The 25,664-nt window shown below is 43.5% G+C and carries 22 protein-coding genes; 13 read left to right on the forward strand and 9 right to left on the reverse strand.

Annotated features, from left to right (window positions below):
* Nucleotides 1-256: 256 nt before the first annotated feature.
* The gene (locus N39L_RS10680; protein WP_006617896.1) at nt 257-1,042 is read right to left on the reverse strand and encodes an RNA polymerase sigma factor SigF; all 786 of its coding nucleotides are present in this window, start codon (nt 1,040-1,042) and stop codon (nt 257-259) included.
* Nucleotides 1,043-1,328: 286 nt separating this feature from the next.
* Nucleotides 1,329-1,718, reverse strand: a complete 390-nt coding sequence (gcvH, locus tag N39L_RS10685; RefSeq protein WP_014275200.1) for a glycine cleavage system protein GcvH — start codon at nt 1,716-1,718, stop codon at nt 1,329-1,331.
* 18 nt (nt 1,719-1,736) lie between these two features.
* On the opposite strand from gcvH, the gene N39L_RS10690 reads away from it, so the two are divergent.
* From N39L_RS10690 to egtB, 6 genes are all read left to right on the forward strand, one after another.
* On the forward strand, nt 1,737-2,567 hold the full coding sequence (locus tag N39L_RS10690) for an alpha/beta hydrolase (RefSeq protein ID WP_006617898.1): 831 nt from the start codon (nt 1,737-1,739) through the stop codon (nt 2,565-2,567).
* A gap of 96 nt (nt 2,568-2,663) precedes the next feature.
* Nucleotides 2,664-3,014, forward strand: a complete 351-nt coding sequence (locus N39L_RS10695) for an SH3 domain-containing protein (protein WP_006617899.1) — start codon at nt 2,664-2,666, stop codon at nt 3,012-3,014.
* 149 nt (nt 3,015-3,163) lie between these two features.
* Nucleotides 3,164-3,592 (forward strand): hypothetical protein, encoded by a 429-nt coding sequence (locus N39L_RS10700; protein ID WP_006617900.1) that lies wholly within the window; start codon nt 3,164-3,166, stop codon nt 3,590-3,592.
* A gap of 60 nt (nt 3,593-3,652) precedes the next feature.
* Nucleotides 3,653-4,780 (forward strand): cupin-like domain-containing protein, encoded by a 1,128-nt coding sequence (locus N39L_RS10705; RefSeq protein ID WP_006617901.1) that lies wholly within the window; start codon nt 3,653-3,655, stop codon nt 4,778-4,780.
* A 188-nt stretch (nt 4,781-4,968) separates the two neighbouring features.
* Entirely contained in the window at nt 4,969-5,787 is an 819-nt protein-coding gene (gene egtC / locus N39L_RS10710) for an ergothioneine biosynthesis protein EgtC (protein ID WP_006617902.1), read from the forward strand.
* A complete protein-coding gene (gene egtB, locus N39L_RS10715) occupies nt 5,732-6,994 on the forward strand; it encodes an ergothioneine biosynthesis protein EgtB (RefSeq protein WP_006617903.1) in 1,263 nt (420 codons plus the stop codon). The genes egtC and egtB overlap by 56 nt, the downstream gene beginning before the upstream one ends.
* A 1,025-nt stretch (nt 6,995-8,019) precedes the next feature.
* Here egtB and N39L_RS10720 read toward each other — a convergent pair.
* Both N39L_RS10720 and N39L_RS10725 read right to left on the reverse strand, forming a co-directional pair.
* Nucleotides 8,020-8,934: an alpha/beta fold hydrolase gene (locus N39L_RS10720; protein WP_006615962.1), complete on the reverse strand. Its 915-nt coding sequence runs from the start codon at nt 8,932-8,934 to the stop codon at nt 8,020-8,022.
* Between the two features lie 25 nt (nt 8,935-8,959).
* Nucleotides 8,960-10,654 (reverse strand): hypothetical protein, encoded by a 1,695-nt coding sequence (locus tag N39L_RS10725; RefSeq protein WP_014275202.1) that lies wholly within the window; start codon nt 10,652-10,654, stop codon nt 8,960-8,962.
* Between the two features lie 587 nt (nt 10,655-11,241).
* On the opposite strand from N39L_RS10725, the gene psaA reads away from it, so the two are divergent.
* The gene (gene psaA / locus N39L_RS10730; RefSeq protein ID WP_006619833.1) at nt 11,242-13,497 is read left to right on the forward strand and encodes a photosystem I core protein PsaA; all 2,256 of its coding nucleotides are present in this window, start codon (nt 11,242-11,244) and stop codon (nt 13,495-13,497) included.
* An 80-nt stretch (nt 13,498-13,577) separates the two neighbouring features.
* The gene (psaB, locus tag N39L_RS10735) at nt 13,578-15,803 is read left to right on the forward strand and encodes a photosystem I core protein PsaB (RefSeq protein ID WP_006619832.1); all 2,226 of its coding nucleotides are present in this window, start codon (nt 13,578-13,580) and stop codon (nt 15,801-15,803) included.
* A gap of 84 nt (nt 15,804-15,887) precedes the next feature.
* Here psaB and ribE read toward each other — a convergent pair whose 3' ends face one another.
* Nucleotides 15,888-16,595 (reverse strand): riboflavin synthase, encoded by a 708-nt coding sequence (ribE, locus tag N39L_RS10740; RefSeq protein WP_006619831.1) that lies wholly within the window; start codon nt 16,593-16,595, stop codon nt 15,888-15,890.
* A gap of 312 nt (nt 16,596-16,907) precedes the next feature.
* On the opposite strand from ribE, the gene N39L_RS10745 reads away from it, so the two are divergent.
* Both N39L_RS10745 and N39L_RS10750 read left to right on the forward strand, forming a co-directional pair.
* Entirely contained in the window at nt 16,908-17,414 is a 507-nt protein-coding gene (locus N39L_RS10745) for a bifunctional nuclease family protein (RefSeq protein ID WP_006619830.1), read from the forward strand.
* 8 nt (nt 17,415-17,422) lie between these two features.
* Entirely contained in the window at nt 17,423-18,547 is a 1,125-nt protein-coding gene (locus N39L_RS10750; RefSeq protein ID WP_014275203.1) for an aldo/keto reductase, read from the forward strand.
* Between the two features lie 30 nt (nt 18,548-18,577).
* Here N39L_RS10750 and N39L_RS10755 read toward each other — a convergent pair whose 3' ends face one another.
* Entirely contained in the window at nt 18,578-19,360 is a 783-nt protein-coding gene (locus N39L_RS10755) for a helix-turn-helix domain-containing protein (protein WP_043468191.1), read from the reverse strand.
* A gap of 349 nt (nt 19,361-19,709) precedes the next feature.
* Between N39L_RS10755 and N39L_RS10760 the strand changes: the two genes are divergently transcribed.
* From N39L_RS10760 to N39L_RS10770, 3 genes are all read left to right on the forward strand, one after another.
* Nucleotides 19,710-20,408: a hypothetical protein gene (locus N39L_RS10760; RefSeq protein ID WP_043468194.1), complete on the forward strand. Its 699-nt coding sequence runs from the start codon at nt 19,710-19,712 to the stop codon at nt 20,406-20,408.
* 65 nt (nt 20,409-20,473) lie between these two features.
* The gene (locus N39L_RS10765; protein WP_014275206.1) at nt 20,474-20,920 is read left to right on the forward strand and encodes a hypothetical protein; all 447 of its coding nucleotides are present in this window, start codon (nt 20,474-20,476) and stop codon (nt 20,918-20,920) included.
* Between the two features lie 22 nt (nt 20,921-20,942).
* A complete protein-coding gene (locus N39L_RS10770) occupies nt 20,943-21,812 on the forward strand; it encodes a hypothetical protein (protein ID WP_043468197.1) in 870 nt (289 codons plus the stop codon).
* A 24-nt stretch (nt 21,813-21,836) separates the two neighbouring features.
* Here N39L_RS10770 and N39L_RS10775 read toward each other — a convergent pair whose 3' ends face one another.
* From N39L_RS10775 to N39L_RS10785, 3 genes are all read right to left on the reverse strand, one after another.
* The gene (locus N39L_RS10775) at nt 21,837-22,031 is read right to left on the reverse strand and encodes a hypothetical protein (RefSeq protein ID WP_410245165.1); all 195 of its coding nucleotides are present in this window, start codon (nt 22,029-22,031) and stop codon (nt 21,837-21,839) included.
* Between the two features lie 212 nt (nt 22,032-22,243).
* Nucleotides 22,244-24,172 (reverse strand): hypothetical protein, encoded by a 1,929-nt coding sequence (locus N39L_RS10780; RefSeq protein ID WP_043468200.1) that lies wholly within the window; start codon nt 24,170-24,172, stop codon nt 22,244-22,246.
* A gap of 83 nt (nt 24,173-24,255) precedes the next feature.
* The gene (locus tag N39L_RS10785; protein WP_014275209.1) at nt 24,256-25,656 is read right to left on the reverse strand and encodes an ABC transporter substrate-binding protein; all 1,401 of its coding nucleotides are present in this window, start codon (nt 25,654-25,656) and stop codon (nt 24,256-24,258) included.
* Between the last annotated feature and the right edge of the window lie 8 nt (nt 25,657-25,664).

Consider the following 25,664-nt stretch of genomic DNA (forward strand, 5'->3'; position numbering starts at 1 on the left):
ATTAAACGTGAGTTAACCCGTACCTTATTATAAGTTAATTTTAATTCTATTCTTGGTCAGGTATTGTTCTTGTTCAACACCTTTTTAACTTTACTTAATAATATATTTTTATCACGGACTCGATTTTATCATGATGTTATCTACTTTGTCCAGAAGTACACTCAGAAAACCGCAAAATCAACATTCCCCATTCACTAAAAAAGCCCGGTACGCAATGGATCGGGCTTTTGTTAATTATTTTGGTCTATCTATTTGGCTACCTATCAGAATCAGAGGGGCCATTCATCATGGTTTTGAGCAGACTTAAACCCCGTTTAACTCGCCGAGAGACTGTAACGGCGCTAATTCCCAATTTTTCGGCTGTTTCTTTTTGGGTGAGGTCATAGAGAAACACAAACTCTAAAACTTTGCGAGTCCCGTCTTCTAAATGTCCCAGTGCTTGCTGGAGACGAATTTGATCTTCTTGGGCTAGTTGGAAGCTGCGGTAACGAGTATCTGGGACTAAATCACCCAGGCTGGTTGATCCTTCTTCTTCGTCCTGAATGGGTGCATCTAAACTCAACAGAGATCTATTTTGGGAAGCCAGTTTAACCTGGTTCCATTCCTCTACGGAAATTTCTAGGGCTGAGGCTATTTCGACATCGGTGGGTTTGCGTCCCAACTTTACTTGTAGCTCTTGAATACATGGGGTGGCTTTACGCAGTAGAGTTAGCCACTGACGGGGAACCCGCACCGAGGGGCTTTTATCGCGCAAATAGTGTTGAATTTCCCCGCGAATGTAGGGAATCGCAAAGGAGCTAAAGGCATGACCCTTAGACATATCAAACCTTTCTATGGCTCTAATCAAGCCAATACAGCCCACCTGTAACAAATCATCATAGCTTTCCGTACATTGGTTGAGCCAGTGGTGGACTTCTTTACGGACTAATCCAATGTTAATTTGAACGAGTTGATTACGGATACTGTTAGACGGGGAGTGCTGGTACTCGCGCAGCAACTCCAGGCTTTCAGATTTGAGTTGGTTACTAACTGTGGTCTGCATGGCGAGATCCTGAATTAGGTTAAAGCAGGGATATAGGTTGGGCTGTATTGATTATAACCCAGTTAGAACTAAATGGCAAGAGAAAACTGTTTTCAATGTCGCAGTTTTCGGATACCAAACCCTAGGGATTGATCTGGCTTGACTTACGCACAGGCGATCGCCATAACCACAACATAGACAGTGAAAACTAATGCTAATGTTCTATTTGATAGGGCAGTCTAAAACAAAACGGGAAAAATTGCAAGTTCTGCCCCCCAGTCTTAGACCAGATTGGTTTTTGACAGGTTTATTCCCCTTCGACTAAGACCCTATATTCATCAGCAGATAGGGCATCATCAAGGTCTGATTCATCGCCTATGCGGACTTTCAGCAGCCAACCTTCTCCATAGGGGTCATCGGCTAATTCCTCGGGTGCTTCTACGATCGCATCATTACGTTCCACAACTGTACCACTAACGGGAGCCTTGAGTTCCTCAACGGCTTTGACCGATTCTACATTACCAAAGGTTTCGCCTTTCTCTAAGGCATCATTGACATCGGGTAGTTCTAAGAACACAATATCACCTAATTGGTCAACGGCGAAGGCGCTAATACCAATGGTAGCAATTTCGCCATCAAGACGCACATACTCGTGGCTATCTAAATATTTTAGGTCGTCGGGAAATTCCATTGCCATGTTAGGTCCTCATCATCTATGAATAATGCCAAAATCAGAAAATGGGTTATTGGAGACTTTTCTCTGCGCCGGATAGTTACTTCCATCTTGGCGATTTATATAATAGTCGGTGTTTGGGCATATTTTAAAAGCGATCGCCTGATTTTTTTGCCTCGTCCGCCCAGTTATGAGAAAACCGAGGATTTGACTTTCCTGACTACCTTGGACGGAGTGCCCATTGCTGCTTTGTATCTCCCCAATCCCACCGCTCAGTATACCATTCTCTACAGCCACGGCAATGCTGAAGATTTGGGGGATATTCGGCCTCGCCTGGAGAGTCTACGGGATATAGGTTTTTCTGTATTCGCCTATGACTATCCCGGTTATGGGCTTAGTGGCGGCACACCCTCCGTGGCGGGCGCTTATCAAGCCATAGAGGCCGCTTATTACTATCTTACCCAAGTTTTGCAGGTTCCCCCTGAGCGTATTATTGTCTACGGGCGATCGGTCGGTAGTGGTCCCTCAACCCACCTGGCGGCGCGGAAATTAGTGGGGGGGTTGGTGATTGAAAGCGGTTTTATTAGTACATTTCGGGTGGTAACACGGATTCCTATTTTTCCTTTTGACCGTTTCCCTAATTTGGCTAATCTTCAAAATGTCGAGGTTCCGGTTTTGATTATACATGGCGATCGCGATCGCGTGATTCCCTTTGACCATGGACAGAGGCTTTATGATGATTTTGCCGGCCCGAAAATGTCTCTCTGGGTTGAAGGGGCTGGTCATAATGATGTGCTGGAGGTGGCTGGCGATCGCTATGTAGAAACCTTGCTCAAATTTACCGAAATGTTATCAAAAAAATCAGATGATTAATTTGGGGAGATTTGATTTATAATTCAGATGGTCAGTTGTCAATCCTTTTCCAGGTGCATTTACCGCTTCATTAACCCACATAAGGAGTGTTGAACCATGAGTAAATGGCGGCGGATTGGAATAGGATTATTATTTTTAGGGGTTGCTTCTCTCCTGACTATTAACCATAGTGTGGCGGTAGCCAGAGAGTCGATTTGGCAAAGGTATCGGGATGAAAGCAATAGCCAGACACAAGCAGATCAGAGGTCAATTGCCCGCGTCTGTATTGTCGCTGATCCGACTGATACTCCCCTGAATGTTCGGGCTACCCCTCGTGGTAGAATTATTGGTAGTCTGCCGGATGGTGTGGAGGTGGAAGTGTGGGAACGATCGCCTGATGGTAAGTGGGTTTATATCTATACCCCTGTCATGGAAGGATATGTTTGGGAAAATTACCTAAAATGCTAGTTTCCAGATAATCCCTAACAGGTAAGGGCAACTATTTATGGTTGCCCGCCTGAATAGTTACCTTAATCTATAATTGATCAAAACTTCCCAGGCTGGCTGTGTCTTAATGGCTGTCTGGGTCGGTCTGGCTTTGGAAATAAATCTAAACTATGGAAAATCCCTCATCTCCAACAATCACACCACTATGGATAACTGGTATCATTTGGATGGTAACAGGTTTGGGTTTATTAGCGATCGGTGCAATTCTATGGTTTCACCTGCCTTATCTGCTATTCTTAGATGAATGGCACGCCCTATGGGCGATGGTTTCCCTGACTATCGGATTATTTACGGGTCAAGTCCTGTTCGATCGCCTAGTTGACTGGATCAGAGAACCTCAAACCGATACACCCCATCCGATTTTAGCACGATTTGGATGGATTACCTTAGCTATTATGTCCGTGGCGATCGCGATCGGTTTTACCATCAAATTCCTAGGCTGGGGAAACGCCATGATTGGTTTACTTAACCTCAGCTTTGGCATAGCTTTTCTGTGGAGTAGTCGTCAATTTTGGCGATTTCATACCACCAATAATTAATCCTGAAAATCCCCACAGATTTAATAGATAAATTCCACCGTTTTAACTTTATATCAAGTGATGACTCAACCGGAAATCAAACAAATTACCTTACCCCCCCTTAATATCACCATACACGCCGACCAAAAAGTTAGCTTAGAGTGGCTGCATCAACAGCCTCTTCCAGTCAATAATCAACCTCCATCACCAAAATTATCTGACCATTGGCAACAGTGGATCGCAGTTAATAAACTCATGGATTTTCCTGACCATATTTTAGTCGAGAAAATGGTAGAACAGGGAATAGATATCAAACTAGCTTTAGAGGCAGTTAATCAAGCCACAAGTCACCCTTATTTACAAGCCGGAAAGCAGTTTGTCCAACTCTTGCAAAAAGTCGAGTCAATGCTGACCATTCAGAGTCAATTAGCGTCTCTCTCAGAAGTCTCTCCCAGCATTGACCGCAAACCCTGGGTATCTCGGTCGGAATTTTTGGAGAGTTACTATTCCCAAAATACCCCCTTGATTTTAACTGATATCATGAAGAATTGGCGGGCGTTAGAATTATGGAATCCAGAATATCTTAAACAGAATTACGGACAAGCCACGGTCGAAATTCAAGCCGGAAGAGAAGCTGACCCCGACTATGAAATCAACCTACAGCGCCATCAAAAAACCGTGCTATTTGCTGATTATATTGATTCGGTTGTTTCCGGTAAACAAACCAACGACTATTATATGGTAGCTAATAATCGAAACTTAGACCGTCCTGAACTCAAAGGATTATTAAATGATCTCGAAATATTCACAGAGTATTTAGACCCCACGCAAACATCAGGTTGCATCTTCTTCTGGTATGGACCCGCCGGAACTGTTACCCCATTGCATCACGACCCGGTTAATTTATTATTAGCCCAAGTTTCTGGTCGTAAATTGGTAAGAATGATTCCTCCCTATCAAACACCTTTTTTGTATAACTATATCGGGGTTTTCAGCCAAGTAGATTTAGAAAATCCTGACTATCAGAAATATCCATTATTTCAAAATGTGAGACCCATGGAATTTATTTTAGAACCCGGAGAGGTAATTTTTATTCCCGTGGGTTGGTGGCATCATGTTCGGTCTTTAGAACCCAGTATCTCCGTTTCTATGACCAATTTTGTATTCCCCAATACATACGAATGGAAATATCCACAAGTCAAGCGATAGACAATGACAATTAGTATGGTATACTTGACTGGTGATGTCGAATCATGCTATCATGTTAAAATCAAGTTTTTTGGTGGAATGGGTAAGCATTAATCAGGCTGTTAATCAGTCTAATTAGTGAACAATGGAAGCTGACAGCATGACCTGTCTCTGGTTTAATTTTTACTGGTTATCTCGAATTATTAACTATGTGTCGTTTACTGGGCTATATCGGATCTCCGATTCAACTTGAGCAAATTTTGTGTCAGCCGGAACATTCCTTAATTGTGCAAAGTTACCAACCCAAGGAAATGCGGGAAGCCTTGCTAAATGCCGATGGTTTTGGAATGGGTTGGTATCATCCCACCGCCGATACAGAACCCTATCGATATCGTAATATTCAGCCAATTTGGAGTGATTTAAACTTAACTCCTCTCAGTCGCTATATTGAGTCCGGGAGAATTTTAGCTTATGTTCGCAGCGCCACTCCTGGTCAAGCCGTCAACTTGAATAACTGTCAACCTTTCCAGTCAGGAAAACTGATGTTTATTCATAATGGTTATATTCAGGATTTCCGAGAAACTCTATATAAACCAATTCGCGATCGCCTCACAGACCAAGCCTATCGTTTAATAGAAGGTAACACCGACTCAGAACACCTATTTGCCCTGTTTAAGGATAGCCTACAAAGTCAAGGAATAGCCGATCTAATTTCCGCCCTCGAACAAACATTATATACCATTGAGAAAATCGCCCATAAAATGCAGGTGCGGGTTCTGGCTAATATGATTATTTGTGATGGAAAGCAAATGGTAGCTTCCCGGTATGCTGTAGCCGGTACTCCTCCCAGTCTTTACTGGTTAAAGAATGATAAAAACTTCCCAGAATCAGTTATCATTGCTTCGGAGCCTTTATTTCCGGGAAAGTGGCATCTTTGCCCAGAACAAAGTATAATTAGCGTCGGAGAAGATTGTGATATCCATATCTACCCCCTCACTCAAACAGACCATTTATCACGCCCTGCATGAATGCCGTCTCGGCACCTTAAAACTCATTGAAGGAATTAACCGAGAAACCCTCTGTGCCCAACCTCACCCCGACTTTAGCCCTGTGGGTTGGCATTTAGGGCATATAGCCTTTACAGAAGCCTATTGGCTATTAGAAGAATGTGCAGGATATCAACCATTATATCCCGAATATAGGCAACTGTTCACCGCTGATGGTCTCCCCAAAAATCGACGAGTTCAGCTTCCTTCCTTAGAGTTTATTTTAGAGTATTTATCCCTGGTGAGAATCCAAGTTATCAAATACTTAGAAACCGCACCTATAGAAACACAGGAAAGGCTATGGCGGTTTATTATCCAACATGAATCTCAACACGGAGAAACCATCGCCATAGTCCTACAATTATATAGATTTGAGGTACAAAACAGCGATTTTTCCCTATTTTATGATGTTCCTATGTTGTCAGTTTCAGAGGTAGAAATACCCGCCGGAGAGTTAACCATGGGAAATAAAGCCATTGACGCAATGGATAATGAACGCCGCCTTCATAGTTGTTATTTAGATCAATATTGGATTGATACTTACCCCGTCACCTGCGGTCAATATCGCCAATTTATCGAAGCGGGAGGCTATCATAAAGCTAAATGGTGGTCTAATGATGGTTGGGAGTGGCTTAAGCATAACCATAACCAACAACCTCTTTATTGGACTGATAACCCTAGTTTAGATAATCACCCCGTTTGTGGTGTGAGTTGGTATGAAGCCGAAGCCTATTGTAATTTTGTCGGGAAGAGACTTCCCACAGAAGCCGAATGGGAAAAAGCCGCTAGTTGGGATAGTAAAGCTGGTAAAAAACGCACTTATCCCTGGGGCGAAGAACCCCCTACACCAGAAAATTGTAACTGTAATTCCCTGGGTAAAAATATTACTAATCAACCCCTAACTACTCCCGTTGATAGGTATTCTTCAGGAGTGAGCGCCGCTGGAGTTTATGATTTATTAGGTAATGTGTGGGAGTGGACTAGCAGTAATTTTATGGGTTATGAAGGATTTGAGTTTTATCCCTATCGTGGTTATTCTGAAACTTATTTTGATAACCAACATAAAGTTTTGCGGGGTGGTAGTTGGACAACTCGTCCCTGGGCTATGCGTTGCAGTTTTCGAAATTGGTATTATCCCCATGTCCGCGAAATTTTTGCTGGTTTTCGTTGCGCCAGAAGCAATAATTAATAATTGATAATTAATAATTGGGTAGGGGCGGGTTCCGCTGTCAATGTTGTGATTAACGACAGTCTAAATAAACCCGCCCCCAACCGCCGTCAATGTTGTGATTAACGACAGTCTAAATAAACCCGCCCCCAACCGCCGTCAATGTTGTAATTAACGACGGTCTAAATAAACCCGTCCCCAACCTCCGTCAATGTTGTAATTAACGACGGTCTAAATAAACCCGCCCCCAACAGGTGTCAATTTGGTGATTAACGACAGTCTAAATAAACCCGCCCCCAACCGCCGTCAATGTTGTTATTAATGACGGTCTAAATAAACCCGCCCCCAACCGCCGTCAATGTTGTTATTAATGACGGTCTAAATAAACCCGCCCCCAACCATGTATAATGGTGATGTAGGGGCGGGTTCCGCTGTCAATTTGGTGATTAACGACGGTCTAAATAAACCCGCCCCCAACCGCCGTCAATGTTGTAATTAACGACGGTCTAAATAAACCCGTCCCCAACCATGTATAATGGTGATGTAGGGGCGGGTTCCGCTGTCAATGTTGTTATTAATGACGGTCTAAATAAACCCGCCCCCAACCGCCGTCAATGTTGTTATTAACGACGGTCTAAATAAACCCGCGCCCAACCGCCGTCAATGTTGTGATTAACGACAGTCTAAATAAACCCGTCCCCAACCATGTATAATGGTGATGTAGGGGCGGGTTCCGCTGTCAATTTGGTGATTAACGACAGTCTAAATAAACCCGCCCCCAACCGCCGTCAATGTGGTAATTAACGACGGTATAAATAAACCCGTCCCCAACCTCCGTCAATGTGGTAATTAACGACGGTATAAATAAACCCGTCCCCAACCTCCGTCAATGTGGTAATTAACGACAGTCTAAATAAACCCGCCCCCAACCGCCGTCAATGTGGTAATTAACGACGGTCTAAATAAACCCGCCCCCAACCGCCGTCAATGTTGTTATTAACGACGGTATAAATGAACCCGCCCCCAACTCATGGGGGGTGGATGAATTAATTTATATTCCTCACAAAATCATGGGTAACTTTTATAAAACTTTCGGTTTTTTCGTAGGGTAAAACATTACGACCAGGAATTACTATAGACTTGGCTTTTTTCCATCCTTCTTCGTAGAATTTGCCGCGCTTATCTACGGTTTCTGACTTCCCACTGCGACTAATACTAGAGGCTTTATCGCCAAAAACTACTAGGGTCGGTTGGGTCAAATTTGCCATGTCTTGGGTATAGTCTTGTCGCCAAAATCCTGCTAAAAATGAAAAGACTGCATAGCGACTTTTGGGGTCTTTTGAACCTATTGCTAACAGGTCTAACCATTCGCGATCAACGTCTTTGGCTTCAGCAAATAATTGTTTAATTGAAAAAGACTGTAAAAACTGTTCCCGACAAGCATAATTCCAAAATAGTCGCCCGGCTGGGGTATCAAAAAATAGGTTCCACAATAAACGCTGTTTAGTGGGTGATGAAGCCTCGGTCATGACTCGCCAAGCTGGGGGACCTGATAACACTATTCCCCGCACACTTTCTGGGTATGTTTTACTGAGGACGATCGCCACTGGTAATAAAGCACCCTGTGCTAGTAAAATCACTGGCTGCTTGATTACTGTTTCAATTAAACACTGTAGTTGTTCCGCCCAGTCTGTGATTTGATAAGCTACTGCTGGTTTATCACTTTCCCCACACCCCAGCAGGTCTGGGCTGTATATGGGGTTATTATATCCCTGCCACTTTTCACAAAATCTATACCAAAAACGCCGAGATAATCCTACTCCAATAGGATGGATTAATAGTAGGGGAATATCTGCGGATATTTCCGAAGATGAGGGATGAAATTCATAGGCGCATTGATAGCCACGCCATTGGTAGTATTCTAAGGGTTTTTTAGTCGGTTGGGAATTACTCATAATCATGATTGTCAGTGCTGTTTATGGGGGTTTAATCGAGGCGATCGCTTGATTCGCTGGTCTCGGTTACAGGTGCTTCCTTGGCTTCAGTTTCTGGTTGGTCTCGCACAATTTTAGGTAAGGCGGCTGGAGTCCCAGGTTCCGTTTCTATTTGAGTTAATCCCGGAATCTCAAAGCTGCTGAAAAAGTTTTTAATTTGCTCTAAAATCGGCGTTTCTGAGTCATTATTGGAAAATTTGGGTAGTTGCAAGTTTTGCCAAAGTTTCTGTAATTGGTTTCCGGCTACTGGTTCGGAACTTTCTGATGTCGGATTTTCTGGGGGTAAAGGTTCCCTTGGCGCTACAAGTTCAGGTTCTGAGACTTCCTGTTCCTCAACGACTATAGGTTCAGGTTCTGAGACTTCCTGCTCCTCAACGACTATAGGTTCAGGTTCTGAGACTTCCTGCTCCTCAACGACTATAGGTTCAGGTTCTGAGACTTCCTGCTCCTCAACGACTATAGGTTCAGGTTCTGAGACTTCCTGTTCCTCAACGACTATAGGTTCAGGTTCTGAGACTTCCTGTTCCTCAACGACTATAGGTTCAGGTTCTGAGACTTCCTGTTCCTCAACGACTATAGGTTCAGGTTCTGAGACTTCCTGTTCCTCAACGACTATAGGTTCAGGTTCTGAGACTTCCTGTTCCTCAACGACTATAGGTTCAGGTTCTGAGACTTCCTGTTCCTCAACGACTATAGGTTCAGGTTCTGAGGCTTCCTCAATTTCAGGAGAGGGGGCTAAAGTTGGGCTGGTATAGTTCGCTTCAACCAAACCCCTAGCCTGGGATAGAGATAATTGACCGCGAATTAGTTTAGATAGGGTATCTTGGCTTTTGGGGTCGTAGGTGAGAACTCTTGCGGTGTTGTTGTAGACGTTATTCAGGGGTTCTCCGAGTTCGTCTAAAAATTCCAGTTGTACCCAGTTTTTACCGGGTTGGAATCCTTTTAAATATATGGGTTCCCAGCGTTCGATAATAAAACTTTCGCCGTTAACAGTAACGCGGATACGCCAATCGATGATTTCATCTTCTGGATCTTCTTGGGCGATTAAATGTAGGGGGGCGTTGTCTAAATAGAAGTCCAGCAAAATGGGTTCAGCACCATAGGTTCCTTGGGGACGGTTATAGGTAAGTAAGGGAAGTTTTGGATCTGGGTTGTTATTGGGGGTTTTGGTGTAAATGTGAAATGTGGCGATCGCACTTGAACCATCATTTTTGAAACTTTCGCCCCAGGGATAGACAGCAAAAACTCGCAGGGTATGGGTTCCTGGTTTCAGGTCTGATAGGATAATCGGTTCCGTGGGATTGTAAATATGGCGATCGCTATCGTTGTCGATAATTAAATGTAAGTGGGGACCATCACCTAGTGTTTCGTCTCGGAAGGTGGGGAAGTCCAAAACTTGTAGTTGGACTGTGACATTATTATCCTGTAGCAACTCGTCTGGTTGAGGACTGATAATTTGGACTTGAGGTTGATAGCGATCGAGGGCTGGGTGTAATTTTTGAATGATATCTGGGGGGGATACTTCCGAAATACTCTGCTTAACAGTTTTCGCTGATGATGTCTGGGTAATTGATGGATCAGTCGGTTCAGAGTCACCACACCCAGTCATCTGAAACGTTATTACTGCGACGAGTAAAATAGTCAGCAGTTTTTTGATGGGAGTCCACCAGAACTTGTTCACAGACACAATCACACTCCTAAAACCCAAATCGTCCAAAGAAACCGTATAGTATGCAACTATAGCCCAAAACAGACCCGATCCTTAATATGGATCTCCAACAGATATTGATAAAATGCCGATTATCCTTAACATTTTTATCTATGTCCATGAGCTGTCACGAGCCAGCCACTGGTCCCTCTAGCGCCTGTATATCAAAGTATTTTATGGCAGCAAATTTTAAGTTTTGTAACGGTTCAATGCAGATCTTTACAGAGTTTTTCGGCTGATATGGGCTAAATCCAAGATTTTATAGGGGTTTTAGGAATTCTTAATTATTGTTACCGACTCCCCCATGTGACTCGGAAAGATGATATACAATTTACAGACAACAGCGGCTGACGGCAGAATCAAAAACTGTTGTAGACAGAAGCATACAGTTGTCGTTATAATATGCCTTTAAATGCCCAAGGCAAAACTAAGGGTTTGTTGTTGCCCCCAACAAAAGTTAAGAACACTCTCAACTTTTGTGAAGGATGATGAAGGGGCTTAAAAAATCCCGTTTCAGAATCTGCAACAATATTTTTGTTATTTGTGATACGGAGAGGAGAGTCTAAATGACCATCAGTCCTCCAGAGCGGGAGGCAAAAGCCAAGGTCACGGTAGACAAGGACCCAACTCCTACCTCTTTTGAAAGGTGGGGAAAACCCGGTCATTTTCGCCGCGATCTTGCCAAAGGTCCAAGTACGACAACCTGGATTTGGAACCTGCACGCCGACGCTCACGACTTCGATAGTCATACCAGCGATTTAGAAGATATTTCGCGCAAAATCTTTAGCGCTCACTTCGGCCATCTGGCAGTAATCTTCATTTGGCTGAGTGGTGCATATTTCCACGGCGCGAAGTTTTCCAACTACGAGGCTTGGTTAACAAACCCAACAGGGATTAAACCGAGCGCACAAGTTGTATGGCCCATCTTTGGCCAAGAAATTTTGAATGCCGATGTAGGTGGTGGCTTCCAAGGCATCCAGATCACCTCTGGATTGTTCCAATTATGGCGAGCTTCCGGTATCACCAACGAGTTCCAACTCTACTGCACAGCGATCGGTGCATTGGTGATGGCGGGTCTGATGCTGTTCGCTGGTTGGTTCCACTACCATAAACGTGCTCCCAAACTGGAATGGTTCCAGAATGTGGAGTCAATGATGAACCATCACCTAGCTGGACTATTGGGCTTAGGCTGCTTGGGTTGGACTGGACACCAAATTCATGTGTCTTTGCCAATTAACAAGCTGCTGGATGCCGGGGTGGCTCCTAAAGACATCCCCCTGCCCCATGAGTTCATTCTGAACTCCAGCTTGATGGCGGAACTGTATCCGAGCTTTAAGCAAGGACTAACCCCATTCTTCACATTAAATTGGGGAGTTTACGCAGACTTCCTAACCTTTAAGGGTGGTTTAAATCCTCAGACTGGCGGTTTGTGGCTGTCCGATACAGCTCACCACCACCTAGCTCTAGCAGTTCTATTCATCATTGCCGGTCATATGTACCGGACGAACTGGGGTATTGGCCATAGCATGAAGGAATTATTAGAAGCTCACAAAGGCCCCTTCACTGGAGAAGGCCACAAAGGGCTCTATGAAATTCTGACAACTTCTTGGCACGCTCAACTAGCTATTAACTTAGCGATGTTGGGTTCATTGAGCATCATTGTGGCTCACCACATGTATGCCATGCCTCCCTATCCCTATATCGCAACAGACTACCCCACTCAACTGTCTCTGTTCACTCACCATATGTGGATTGGAGCATTCTGTATTGTGGGTGCTGGTGCTCACGCTGCCATCTTTATGGTGCGGGATTACGATCCGGCTAAGAATGTTAACAACTTACTAGACAGGGTAATCCGTCATCGGGATGCCATCATCTCTCATCTAAACTGGGTTTGTATCTTCCTGGGCTTCCATAGCTTTGGGCTGTACGTCCATAACGACACCATGCGTGCCTTTGGTCGTCCCCAAGATATGTTCTCTGACACAGGAATTCAACTGCAACCTATCTTTGCTCAGTGGGTGCAAAACCTGCACACTCTAGCACCGGGCAATACAGCCCCCAATGCCCTCGCCAGCGTTAGTCCTGCCTTTGGCGGTGATGTAATTGCTGTGGGTGGCAAGGTCGCAATGATGCCGATCGCATTGGGTACGGCGGACTTCATGGTTCACCACATCCATGCCTTCACAATTCACGTGACCGTTTTAATTCTGCTCAAAGGTGTTCTGTACTCCCGCAGTTCTCGCCTAATTCCCGATAAAAGCGAGTTGGGATTCCGCTTCCCCTGCGACGGCCCTGGTCGTGGCGGCACCTGCCAAGTATCTGGTTGGGACCATGTGTTCCTTGGCTTGTTCTGGATGTATAACTCCCTGTCAATTGTGATTTTCCACTTCAGTTGGAAGATGCAGTCTGACGTTTGGGGAACCGTCGCCTCTGACGGCACGATTAGTCACATTACCAATGGCAATTTTGCCCAAAGTGCTATTACCATTAATGGATGGTTGCGTGATTTCTTGTGGGCGCAAGCCTCTCAGGTAATCAACTCCTATGGGTCAGCCCTTTCAGCCTACGGCTTGATGTTCTTGGCGGCTCACTTTGTATGGGCCTTCAGCCTGATGTTCCTGTTCAGTGGCCGTGGCTACTGGCAAGAACTAATCGAGTCCATTGTTTGGGCACACAACAAGCTCAAAGTGGCTCCGGCCATCCAACCTCGCGCTCTGAGCATCATTCAGGGTCGTGCGGTGGGAGTAGCTCACTACCTTCTAGGGGGAATTGTCACCACCTGGGCATTCTTCCTCGCCCGCATCATCTCCGTAGGATGAGGGTTCTTCGCTCGGGAATCGGGGTAACTGCCTCGATTTCCCTGGGCGTACTTAATGAGAACACCATTTAGTTAGGACTTATGGCAACGAAATTCCCAAAATTTAGCCAGGATTTGGCTCAAGATCCGACCACTCGTCGGATTTGGTACGGGATTGCCACAGCCCATGATTTTGAGACTCATGATGGAATGACCGAGGAGAATCTTTACCAAAAGATTTTTGCCTCTCACTTTGGACACATCGCCATCATCTTTCTCTGGACTTCTGGCAGCCTGTTCCACGTCGCTTGGCAAGGCAATTTTGAACAGTGGATTAAAGATCCCTTAAATGTACGTCCCATTGCTCACGCTATTTGGGACCCCCAATTTGGGCAACCCGCTGTTGACGCATTCACCCAAGCTGGCGCTTCTAACCCCGTTGATATCGCATACTCTGGTGTTTACCACTGGTGGTACACCATCGGGATGCGGACCAATGGAGACCTCTACCAAGGTTCTATCTTCCTACTTCTACTGGCTGCAGTCTTCCTGTTTGCTGGTTGGTTGCACCTGCAACCCAAGTACCGCCCCAGTCTGTCCTGGTTCAAAAACGCTGAATCTCGTTTGAACCACCACTTGGCAGGTCTGTTCGGTGTTAGTTCCTTGGCTTGGACTGGTCACTTGGTTCACGTCGCTATCCCCGAATCTCGCGGACAGCACGTGGGTTGGGATAACTTCTTGAGCACTCTGCCTCACCCGGCGGGTTTGGCTCCCTTCTTTACTGGTAACTGGGGAGTTTACGCTCAGAATCCTGACACCGTTCGTCATGTGTTCGGTACTTCTGAAGGTTCAGGGACTGCGATTCTGACTTTCTTAGGTGGATTTCATCCCCAAACCGAGTCCCTGTGGCTGACCGATATGGCTCACCACCATCTGGCGATCGCCGTGATTTTCATCATCGCGGGCCATATGTACCGGACTAACTTCGGAATCGGTCACAGCATCAAAGAAATGTGCGATGCCAAAGACTTCTTTGGTCGTCGTCTCGAAGGTCCTTTTAATATGCCTCACCAAGGCATTTATGAGACCTATAACAACTCTCTCCACTTCCAGTTAGGATGGCACTTGGCTTGTCTGGGTGTAATCACCTCCCTGGTTGCCCAGCATATGTACTCCATTCCTCCTTATGCTTTCATTGCTAAGGACTACACCACGATGGCTGCTCTTTACACGCACCATCAGTACATTGCTGGCTTCTTAATGGTCGGTGCTTTTGCCCACGGCGCTATCTTCCTGGTTCGTGACTATGATCCTGAGCAAAACAAAGGTAACGTTTTAGCTCGTGTTTTGGATCACAAAGAGGCAATCATCTCTCACCTGAGCTGGGTGTCTCTGTTCCTCGGTTTCCACACTTTGGGCATTTATGTTCATAACGATGTTGTGGTTGCCTTCGGTACTCCTGAAAAGCAAATCCTGATTGAGCCTGTATTCGCTCAGTTCATTCAGGCTGCTCATGGTAAAGCGGTTTATGCAATGGATGTGCTGCTTTCCAATCCTGAAAGCATTGCCACCACTGCTTGGCCTAACTACGGTAACGTTTGGTTGCCTGGCTGGCTGGATGCCATCAACTCCGGCACTAACTCTCTGTTCTTAACCATTGGCCCTGGCGATTTCTTGGTTCACCATGCGATCGCTCTCGGTCTGCACACCACCACCCTGATTCTGGTCAAAGGTGCGTTGGATGCTCGTGGTTCCAAGCTGATGCCCGACAAAAAAGACTTCGGCTATGCCTTCCCTTGTGATGGCCCCGGCCGTGGCGGTACTTGCGACATCTCCGCTTGGGATTCCTTCTACCTAGCTATGTTCTGGATGCTGAACACCCTGGGCTGGTTAACTTTCTACTGGCACTGGAAGCACCTGGGTATCTGGCAAGGTAACGTTGCTCAGTTCAACGAATCTTCTACCTACCTGATGGGATGGTTCCGCGATTATCTGTGGTTGAACTCTTCCCAGTTAATCAATGGTTACAACCCCTTCGGAACTAACAACCTCTCTGTTTGGGCCTGGATGTTCCTGTTCGGACACTTGGTTTGGGCAACTGGTTTCATGTTCCTGATTTCCTGGCGTGGTTACTGGCAAGAACTCATCGAGACCATTGTTTGGGCTCATGAGCGCACTCCTTTGGCGAACCTGGTTCGCTGGAAAGATAAGCCAGTGGCTCTGTCCATCGTTCAAGCTCGCGTTGTTGGTTTAGCTCACTTCACCGTTGGCTATATCCTCACCTACGCAGCCTTCCTAATTGCCTCAACTGCTGGTAAGTTCGGTTAAACTGAACCCTAATGTTAGGTAATTAGTTGCAAGTCCTCCACCATTGGTGGGGGGCTTTTTTTTTACTAATAATTAATTGATGGACTAATTAAAACCATGTTCGCTGAGAAATTCTGGGGTAATTTCTGGGGTAGCTGTGAGAGATTGCTGATGATAAATATTCACGGAATCGGTGGAATTTATACTGAGAAATTTAGCGACATATTTACCCAAAATATCTGCTTCCAAGTTGACTAAACTACCAGTTTCCAAGGTGCAAAGATTGGTATTTTGGTAAGTGTGAGGGATAACAGCGACTGCAAACCAACGACTATGACGATCGCATTCGGAAATAGTCAAACTCACCCCATTAACGGCAATACTACCCTTAGCAACCAAATAGGGAGCAATCTGTTGATTCCACAGATCAGCATCACTGGGGGGAACAAAACGCATTTCCCAGGAATTACCCACAGACACCGCCGCCTCCATGGTGGCGATCGCATCAACATGACCCGTCACAAAATGTCCTCCCAACTTACTCCCCGCACGCAGGGAAGCCTCCAAATTCACATAACCATTTAAATCACTACCCAAAGTAGTCCGACCCAAAGTTTCCGGGGAAGCCTCCGCCACCAAGCCACGGGGCATAATTTCCACCACTGTTAGACAAACCCCATTAACCGCCACACTATCACCGATCGCCAAATCCCCCAAAATCAGATCAGTTGCACCCACCTGACAAGCGATCTGAAAGCGCGATCGCCCCAAACTCTCAATCGTCCCCAAGGCCTGAATTAATCCGGTAAACATAACTTTTTTCCCGTATCAAGTGAACGTTAAACAAACAAAACCAATCACCTAGGTGGTAACTCCCATGACCAGGAAAAATCCCTAGCGATTACCTTCCCAGTAAGCTAGAATGCCCATTAAACCTAGATTTTTAGGCTAACATCAGTTAATTATCCGGCATTGTTTGACCATATTCACCAACGAGCTGTCCACAATTTCAGAGCAATTGTCGTCAATTCGGGTAAAAATCAAGGCATACTGGAATTGCTGGATTCTTACTGGCGGGTCTAACCACTTGTTGTTTGTCTATCGTATTTTATCGAGGCTGAACCGATGATTGAAATGAAAGTCGCCGGAATTGCACTAGACGCTACCACACGCAGCCCTATTGTGTTACTCAGAGATGCGTCTGAGCGACGAGCCTTACCTATTTTTATCGGTCAGGATCAGGCTAAATCGATAATCGGCGCTTTGGAAAACCATCAACCCCCGCGACCCCTAACCCATGATTTATTTGTCAATCTCATGGAAACCTGGGATATGGTTTTAGAGCGGATTGTGATTCACTCCCTCCAAGACAATACATTTTATGCTGTCTTGATTGTACGTCAAGGGGAGAATCGTAAAGAAATTGATGCGCGTCCTTCTGATGCCATTTCCATTGCACTGCGTACCGATAGCCCGATCTGGGTCATGGAAGAAGTCATCGCTGATGCTTCTATCCCTGTCGATCGTGATGCTGACGAAGCCGAAAGACGCGCCTTTCGCGATTTTGTTGCTAACCTGAGTCCAGAAGAGTTGATTAGACGGGCAGATTTTCGCAAAGACGAAGCTCAATAACTAAAATCATGCGTTATCGACGCTTTGGTAAAACCAATTTACCTCTATCAGTCTTTTCCCTGGGAACAATGCGCTATTTAGCATCCCCGGAAAATGCCCACCAAACTATAGAAAGGGCAGTTTCCATGGGAATTAACCATATAGAGACTGCCAAAGGTTATGGGAAAAGTGAGGAGTATCTGGGAGCGACTTTGCTAGGTGGTCTACCTGTGGAGCGATCGCAGCTTTATATTACTACCAAGATCCCACCGATGTCTGATCCTGATGCTTTAGAAAAGGCGATCGATGATTCCCTAACCAGGCTTAATCTTGACTATGTGGATGGTTTGGCGATTCATGGTATTAATACCTCCGAACATCTCACCCAGGCGATCGCTGGTATTAGGGGTATTGACAAAGCCATTGCAGATGGACGGGTCAGACATCTGGGGTTCTCGACCCATGCTCCGGTTGAGGTGATTCTGGAAGCGATTAATAGCGATCGCTTTGAGTTTATCAATCTCCATTATTACTATTTTTTCCAGCGCCATGCTCCCGCCATCACCCTAGCATCTCAAAAGGACATGGGGATTTTCATTATTTCCCCAGCCGATAAGGGGGGACAACTCTACACCCCCCCAGCTAAGTTAACTCAGCTATGCCATCCATTTTCCCCCCTCCACTTGAATTATCGATTTTTATTGAGCGATCGCCGCATTACGACCCTCAGTTTAGGAGCCGCTAACCCTCAAGAATTGGATTTACCCCTACAAGTAGCCGATTCCGTAGAATCCCTCACTGAGTCGGAACAAAGCGCCTTCATGGCTCTGGAAACTGCCTTAGAGGAAACATTAGCAACCGATACCTGTAAACAGTGTTATCAATGTTTACCATGTCCTGAACTGATTAATATTCCCGAAGTGCTGAGGTTACGAAATTTGGCGATCGCCTACGATATGACCGAATTTGGTAAGTATCGCTATGGTATGTTTGAGAATGCCGGACATTGGTTTCCTGGACGTAGAGGCGATCGATGTACCGACTGCGGCGACTGTTTACCTCGCTGTCCTCAAAATTTAGATATTCCCCGTCTGTTGCGAGACACTCACCAGCGACTGGGAGGATCTCAACGACGACGTTTGTGGGACTCTTAGGGTTTTTAGGATATGTTTTATTAATCGATTTTAGGCTTGCATCAAAAGCTCTAAAAACTCTATGACAACGAGATCAGGCTTTTCGGTACATTCAGTGATATCATAATGCTGGACAATGCAAATACCTTGCGACTGTAGAAGAAAATCCATATTGGTTTCGCGATCGCGATCGTCTACATCTACCGCTAAAATACCCAGTTTTGTTTTGTAACAGACTAGGAAATGAGGAGATGGGTTTTGCTTTCCATCTGGGGTAGTCAACCGGGCTTTAGCATTTGGGAAAAACAAAACATCGGCGCGATCTAGTGCTTCGGCAATATTCACTTCTGCTTGAGACCGAAACTGCCAGCCATTCCAAGAATAAGTTAAAGATTGATAGTTTAACTCCTGTTCAGATTCAGCATTTGTCTGTTTTTCTGATTTTTCATAGCTTTGCTCCTTATACAAATCGGCTTGACAAAAGTTGGATTCATATAAGTTTCCCACAACTCTTGTGCTATCAAAATTGGTTCCAATCACATTAACCCCAGTCACCTTATTACGGTGTACGATAATTTGATGCCGCCGTAAATATCGCTTCAGAACAGATTTTAAATTACCTTTTTTTACCTTTTCTCCAAAGGCATTAGTCAGCATTTGCCAGAGTTTCGCGCCTGCATCCTTGAGGTAATCCTCCGCATAGCCAGTGCTTTTAGCCATTTCACGGTAAGATAAACCTTCCCAAGCCTGACGAAATACGACCTCTTGAACATCGTTGAGGCGTTCATAATCGAGTACTGCTTCCACAATTACCAGTGCTTCGTCAACTATCATCACTCAAAGTCCCTCAAAAGGTAAGCACTTGTGAGCAAAAAGCTACACATTCATCAAATGCAACTTAGGCAACCACATATAGCTACTTGCCAAAAGTTAACTACTGTTTTGCTATGATACTCGAAAAACATCAACTTCACCAGCAAAGCCGGTAAGATAAATTCCAGTTCAGCTATAGAAGCAGTATCATTGTCTATACCTCAACATTAGCATTCAGCACAATCATCAATATATTACTTTATTATTACTTTATTGTTACTTTATATTACTTTGTGTGACTACTAAAGATGTATAATAAGCGCCAATATGTAACTATATCTTGAATTTTGATTCGAGCCATAAAACTAATATGTCAAATTATACTCAAAATAATGACAAATTATTCACGAAAACAACAAGTTTTTATAGTATTTTTGAACAATACTTGGAAAATTCATCCGTTGTTAAATATCCTATGTATCAAGAAAAAATCAAAACTTTATCGCCACATATTTCTGAGATAGATCAGCTAGATCAAGGAAAGCATGATCAATTTAGTACAAGACTCGAAACCCTAATTTCTAACTTTTTGGAATTAACCAAACAATATTTTATAGATAACCCAAAAATTACACAGGGACTTGAAACTTTATCAAAAACTTTTGAATTGCCAGGTACAAAAATCAATCAACCTTTTACAGAATTACGACATGAATTTCTACAATGTTGGGATAACTTTATCCAAGAAATATTAATAACTTTAGAAGATAAAAATAATCAACAAAAATTGAAAAAAAGCCAAAATAATTCGACTAGTAAAATTTTTGCTTTCATGGTAATACTAAGTTTATTGATAGGACTTCCTTTGGCTTTTATTATAGTAGAATTACAAACTTCATCTAATGAATTGCCCCACCGAGAAAATCAATCATTTCCCGAAGACAGTAGCTTAGAAAATGATGCACAAACAGAACATTTTTTGCCAGAAAAACGTGATAAAAGTTATGATGCTTCACCTGATTCTAAATTCCAGGACTTCAAGGAAATTGATCGACTTCCTTCACCTTGATATCAATCTTGCTTAGTCAACATCTATAAAATTAACAATCTTTCCTCATAATTAAACGGAACCAAATGAATATAAAAACTATCTTGATTTTTGCTTTATTTTTTCCCATGGTCTGGGATGTAATTACCACTGCACTTGGTATAGTTGGTGTTTTAGGAACCAATATTATAGCATGGGGAATTGCTGTTGTTGTGGCTATTACTATTGCATCTGTCAATCTTTGTACTAAAGGTATTTTGAAGTTGGCTCGTTCTGGAACGAATGATTTTACATTGTTTTTGCCGGTAATATTAGTATTATGTATTTTATTTGATTTTACCACTTCACTAAATGGTAATGCTCGTTATCTTATATTGAGTAATGTAGCGGCTGGTAAAAATATGGGCATCATGGAAGTCTTACAAAAAGCTGAGACGGGAGAGCAGTTTTTTTACATTATATTAGTCACAATAATTACCACGGCGAGCCCGGCAATTGTTGGATGGTTAACAGATATAGATTGGTTGGATTAAATATTTAGATGTAGAATTAATCATGTTTTGGCTGATATTAGTCACATCTTTTTCAATAGCCACTGTTTTAAGCTTTGCCATAATATTTATGGGAATGATATCAATATTAGGATACAATAATTTTTGGAATTACTTGATATCAGCCATCGTATCAGGAACCATAATCTGTTTTTTTCTGGAAAGTAGAAAACTTTACCAATACTTGGGATTGGGTAATTTGTGGCAAAAGTTAGCATATTCGATTGCGGGTTTATTGTTAACAATTTTTAATATTTTTATGGCTTTAAGTGGTATCACTTATTTTTTTGATATAAAAAATGATAAATTTGATTTTTACCAGATATTAACCCATTGGCGTGAATATAGTTTTGATAAAATAATCATTATATTTTTCATCATCATTTTAGCTGTAATCAGTCCTATTGTTGTCAGTAAATGTATAACCATAAAACCATTATTTCCTACTTATAAATTTGTATTTTTAATGTCTTTATTTTCCTCTGTTTTAGTATATCACAATATACCCACCTATTTAGTATATCAAAATATACCCACCTATTCGTCTATGGAGAATATCCAAAATATGGAATCAACAAATTACCAATTTCCCCTCAATAGCTGCGGAGATTTCACGGCTGGAGGCGCTAATGTATGGTATCCAATTTGGGTTGAATATAGCTACATAAATTTACAAAATATTCGCAGAAAATTTTGTTGTGATGCTTGGCACGACCCGGAAGTAAATAAAATTCAGGTCGCTTCTTTTTATCAGGTATCTAAAGCTAAATCTTTCGTCATTTTTTTGCAAAAAAATGGTTTTCACAATGCTGAAATTGGTCATGGAAGATGGCTCTATACTTATCCTTCATTAAAAATCAATTATTGTGAATAAATATCAGCAAGCGATCGCATTAATTTAATTGGAGATATTTTTAGAATTATTGGTTAAATATGGACGCAGCCATTCACAGGCACGATTTAATAATTCATCGATATTTTCTGCCTTGCAAAGTTTCACGGTTTTGTCAGCAGAAGTTGAAACTATCCGATTACCATCATGGTTAAAATTAACGCTACTAACTACACCAGAATAGCTATTAAGTATATGGATTCACGGAATATCCCGTAGCATCTTATGAAGAACATAAATAGGCTGTCATGTGTGATATTGAGGTTTTGATGCTACTTTTTTTTCAAAAAAATATCCGATTTTAGTGGCAAGCCATAGCGCCTCCAATTCTTTATTAAGGTCAAATTTACGCATTGCCAAACGACAATCATTATCGATTTTGGTGGCGGCGGAAAGATTGCACAGATCCGATTTTAGTCAAATTCATCTGGGAAGTTCGCCGGTTTTAGCGCCGGAGTTTCTGGGTCTGGTTGCGCCGATTCAACGTTATTGATTTTGGCTTGGTCTAAAAAGTCAATTAAAATATATTCAACTTCTTGGATAGTTTCATTATTTTTGAGTTCGGAACGTAACACATCTAAAAACCTGTTAACTAATCGCTGTTGCAATTCTTGCGCGATGGGATCTGGTTGTTTATTTTGTGCCGAATAATAGGATTTTTGGGGCTGCTGGGAGATAATGGCCGCGATGCGTTTGACTAGATTATCACTCACCTGTTCAGGAAATTTCCGAATCACCGGAATTTTCTGTAAACGGCGATAAATTCCTGATTGTTTAACAGACTGACTCACCTGATAATGAAGATAGGCTTCTAAATCCTGTTGAACTTCTGGTAAAACATGACAAGCAGTAACTTTTAATAATTGTTCGCTAATTAGTTTAACTTGACTCGGACTCTCTGGTTTAGTGATATTCATCGATTTTTGTTGAGATTTAAAAATCATTTTTCGCAGTTTTCCGCTGCGGACAGTTGCTTTAAGTTGGCTAATGCTTTGGTTAACTACCACCTGGATTAATTCATTCCCAAAACTAGCAATAACTTTGAGGCGAATTTGAGCCCTAAGTGTAGCCATATTAGGTAATTTGGCTCTTTCTAAGTGAATGATAACTGGAACTATCCGAATTAGGCGAATAACCCCAATCAGTAAAAATACGTCATACCAGATCATCCTAATACATGGCCATAAGCCTAGGTGCGGATAGCGACGACGAATAAAGGAGAGTTCCACTAGAAAAATTAGCCAAAAAATAATTACCCAAGGTAAATCAACTAGCCAAAAACGGTCAATAAATTCGCCATCTATTCCCAGGTGACGGAAATACATCTGACGCATTAAAGTAGCTATTTGATTGTCAAAAAAATCGAGTTCTGTTTCCCATCCTTTTTGGCTGAGGTTATCAATACTCCAGAAGGTTCTAAAGGCTTCTCTTGAGGACTGATCTACCCAAATAACTTCGGGTGCGAGGATACTTAATATCCTCATTGAATACAAAAATTTTAAGGTGGGTGTTAAGTGATTAGTCGTGGATGGATCGCCACCGTGGATATGTTCTACCATCCTATATTTCATATGAGTTATTAACCCTAAAGTGTTGTCAATTTGGGGGATATAACTGCGGTCTATCATCTCGGTGCTGAGTTGCTGAAGCTGTTGTAATAAGGGTTCAACTTGGGGCGATTCTAAACCCTCATATTCTAAAATGGCTTGCAGATCTGCTACGAGCATCAGATAGTTTTGGGAGGGTCGATAGGCTTCGACTCCCTTAATGATATCATAGCTTAATTGAGGTTCATATAGTGTAAATAGATGTCGTAAATTGATATTAAAAAATCTCAGGGAATTTTCCCAACCATTATTGGTGAAATATTCTCGACTCCAAAAGGTATTGATGGCTGTTTCCAGGTCATCGGTGTTGAGATGTTCCTGGAGTCGGTTGTTAATAGCTGCTAAAGTTCCGTGGGAGTCTTGAACCCGAAATGGTGGTTGTTCTATGAGAATTTCGAGGCTAAATTGTCTGATTTCGGCTAAGATAGGGTCAACTTGGGGAGAGTTTAAGCCTTGCTGTTCTAGGGTGGTTTGGAGACTATCTACGAGTTGTAAATATTTCCTTTGGGGAGTGTTAGAACGTTGTTGGCGATAATCATCAAAGCGTATATATAAATTGCGGTTGCTGAGGTAGATAAAGTCAAAAACGACTAAACTCAGGTTAGCCAGAATTAAGATAGCGATCGCCCTATCCATCAATAGCCGAAAATGCGATCGCCAAACCTTTCTGTTGACAGCAGATTTTGGTCGGAACCCAGATAATGATAAAAAATAAATCAGTTGGCGACCAAACACCTCCCATCTCCTTGCTTGCTGTTGATGACTATACCCGAAAGTATCCCCAGCCAATTATAGCCGAAAACGCACCCGTTTAAACATCAAGGAACTGGCACAAAATCATAACCCAATCCCGATCGCCTTCCCTGTTCAACCTTAACCAATTCGGCCGCTTGGTTGCGATCGCCAGAAGGCAAAAAACGGATATTTGCGCCACCCCCCTTAGCCGAAAACCCCGGTTCTGATAGTGTCCTTTGAACTCCCTGGCGGCTAGAATCTCCAGAAATACCAGCAATCAACGCTTTAGTGGCATCATAGGCCATAGTAGTCCGCCAGTTAATATCACCACCCCATAACTGAGTCGCCGCCTCTGGAAACCCCGAATTAGTGTGGCTGAGAATATGCCAGGGAATAGCCACCACCATACCCTCGCTATCGCCTCCCACCTGTAGCACTTCAGGTCTGTAGAGACTATCTCCCCCCAAAACAGGCAAGTTTCTAGCATTAACACGCACCACCTGTAAAGCCTGACTAACGGTTTCCGTATTAGCCAATAATACGATCGCCTCTGCTCCCTGCTGGGTAACTGATTCTACCGCATCAAAGCTATTAAAATTCCCCTCAGCCAGATTAATCTCCGCCACCACAGCGCCGCCATCTCCATATAAAGCCGTAGTAAACTCATCTTTGAGAGAACGACTATAACTACTATTCTCGTTATAGAAAATAGCCGCCTGGTTGAGATTCAGGTTATCTACCATATATTTTGCCAGGGCATTAGCCGTAAAGCGATCGCTCGGAACCGTCCGAAAAATGAAATTCCCCGCCCTAGATAACTCCATCGACGTACTGGTAGGAGAAATCGCCACCAACTGACCCTGCTGATAAACCGGGGATGCCGCCACAGTCACATCACTAGCAAAATGCCCCACCACCCCCAAAACCTGGTCATCAGCCACTAGAGACTGAGCCACTTGTTCAGCCACATTAGGATTATTAGCATCATCAGCAATCAGCACCCGCAGCGGAACCCCGTTAATACCCCCGGCTTGGTTAACTTCATTTTGAGCCTGAGCCACTCCCCGCAGGATTTCCTGGGCTGCATTTTCCGCCGTAGTGATAGGAACAGAAACGGCTATTGTATGGGACTGTCCAGCACCAATGCGGGCATTATTGAGATAAATTAGGGCTTCTGGATCATTGCGATTTTGCTGTAGGGAGGCTTCCAACTCGGAAACAGCCCTAGAATAATCTCCCGCCGCCAAAGCCTCAATTCCCTCTTGTTTAGCCGGGGAAGTTGTGCTCGCAACCAATAACTGTTGCCCAGCACTGATCGCCCTAGGTCGGGAGTCATTCCTAGCTGTTGGGGAACTCGGAGATGGTCTAATGTCTGCCTCAGTTTGTGATTGCCACTGGGTAAAGGCAAAATACCCAACGGCTAATAATCCTCCCGTAAGCAGCAAGGCTACAATCAGAATCGCTGTTTCGTTTTTTTGAGACATTATCCAAT

It is taken from the genome of Limnospira platensis NIES-39 (assembly GCF_026000695.1).
GTDB lineage: Bacteria > Cyanobacteriota > Cyanobacteriia > Cyanobacteriales > Microcoleaceae > Limnospira > Limnospira platensis.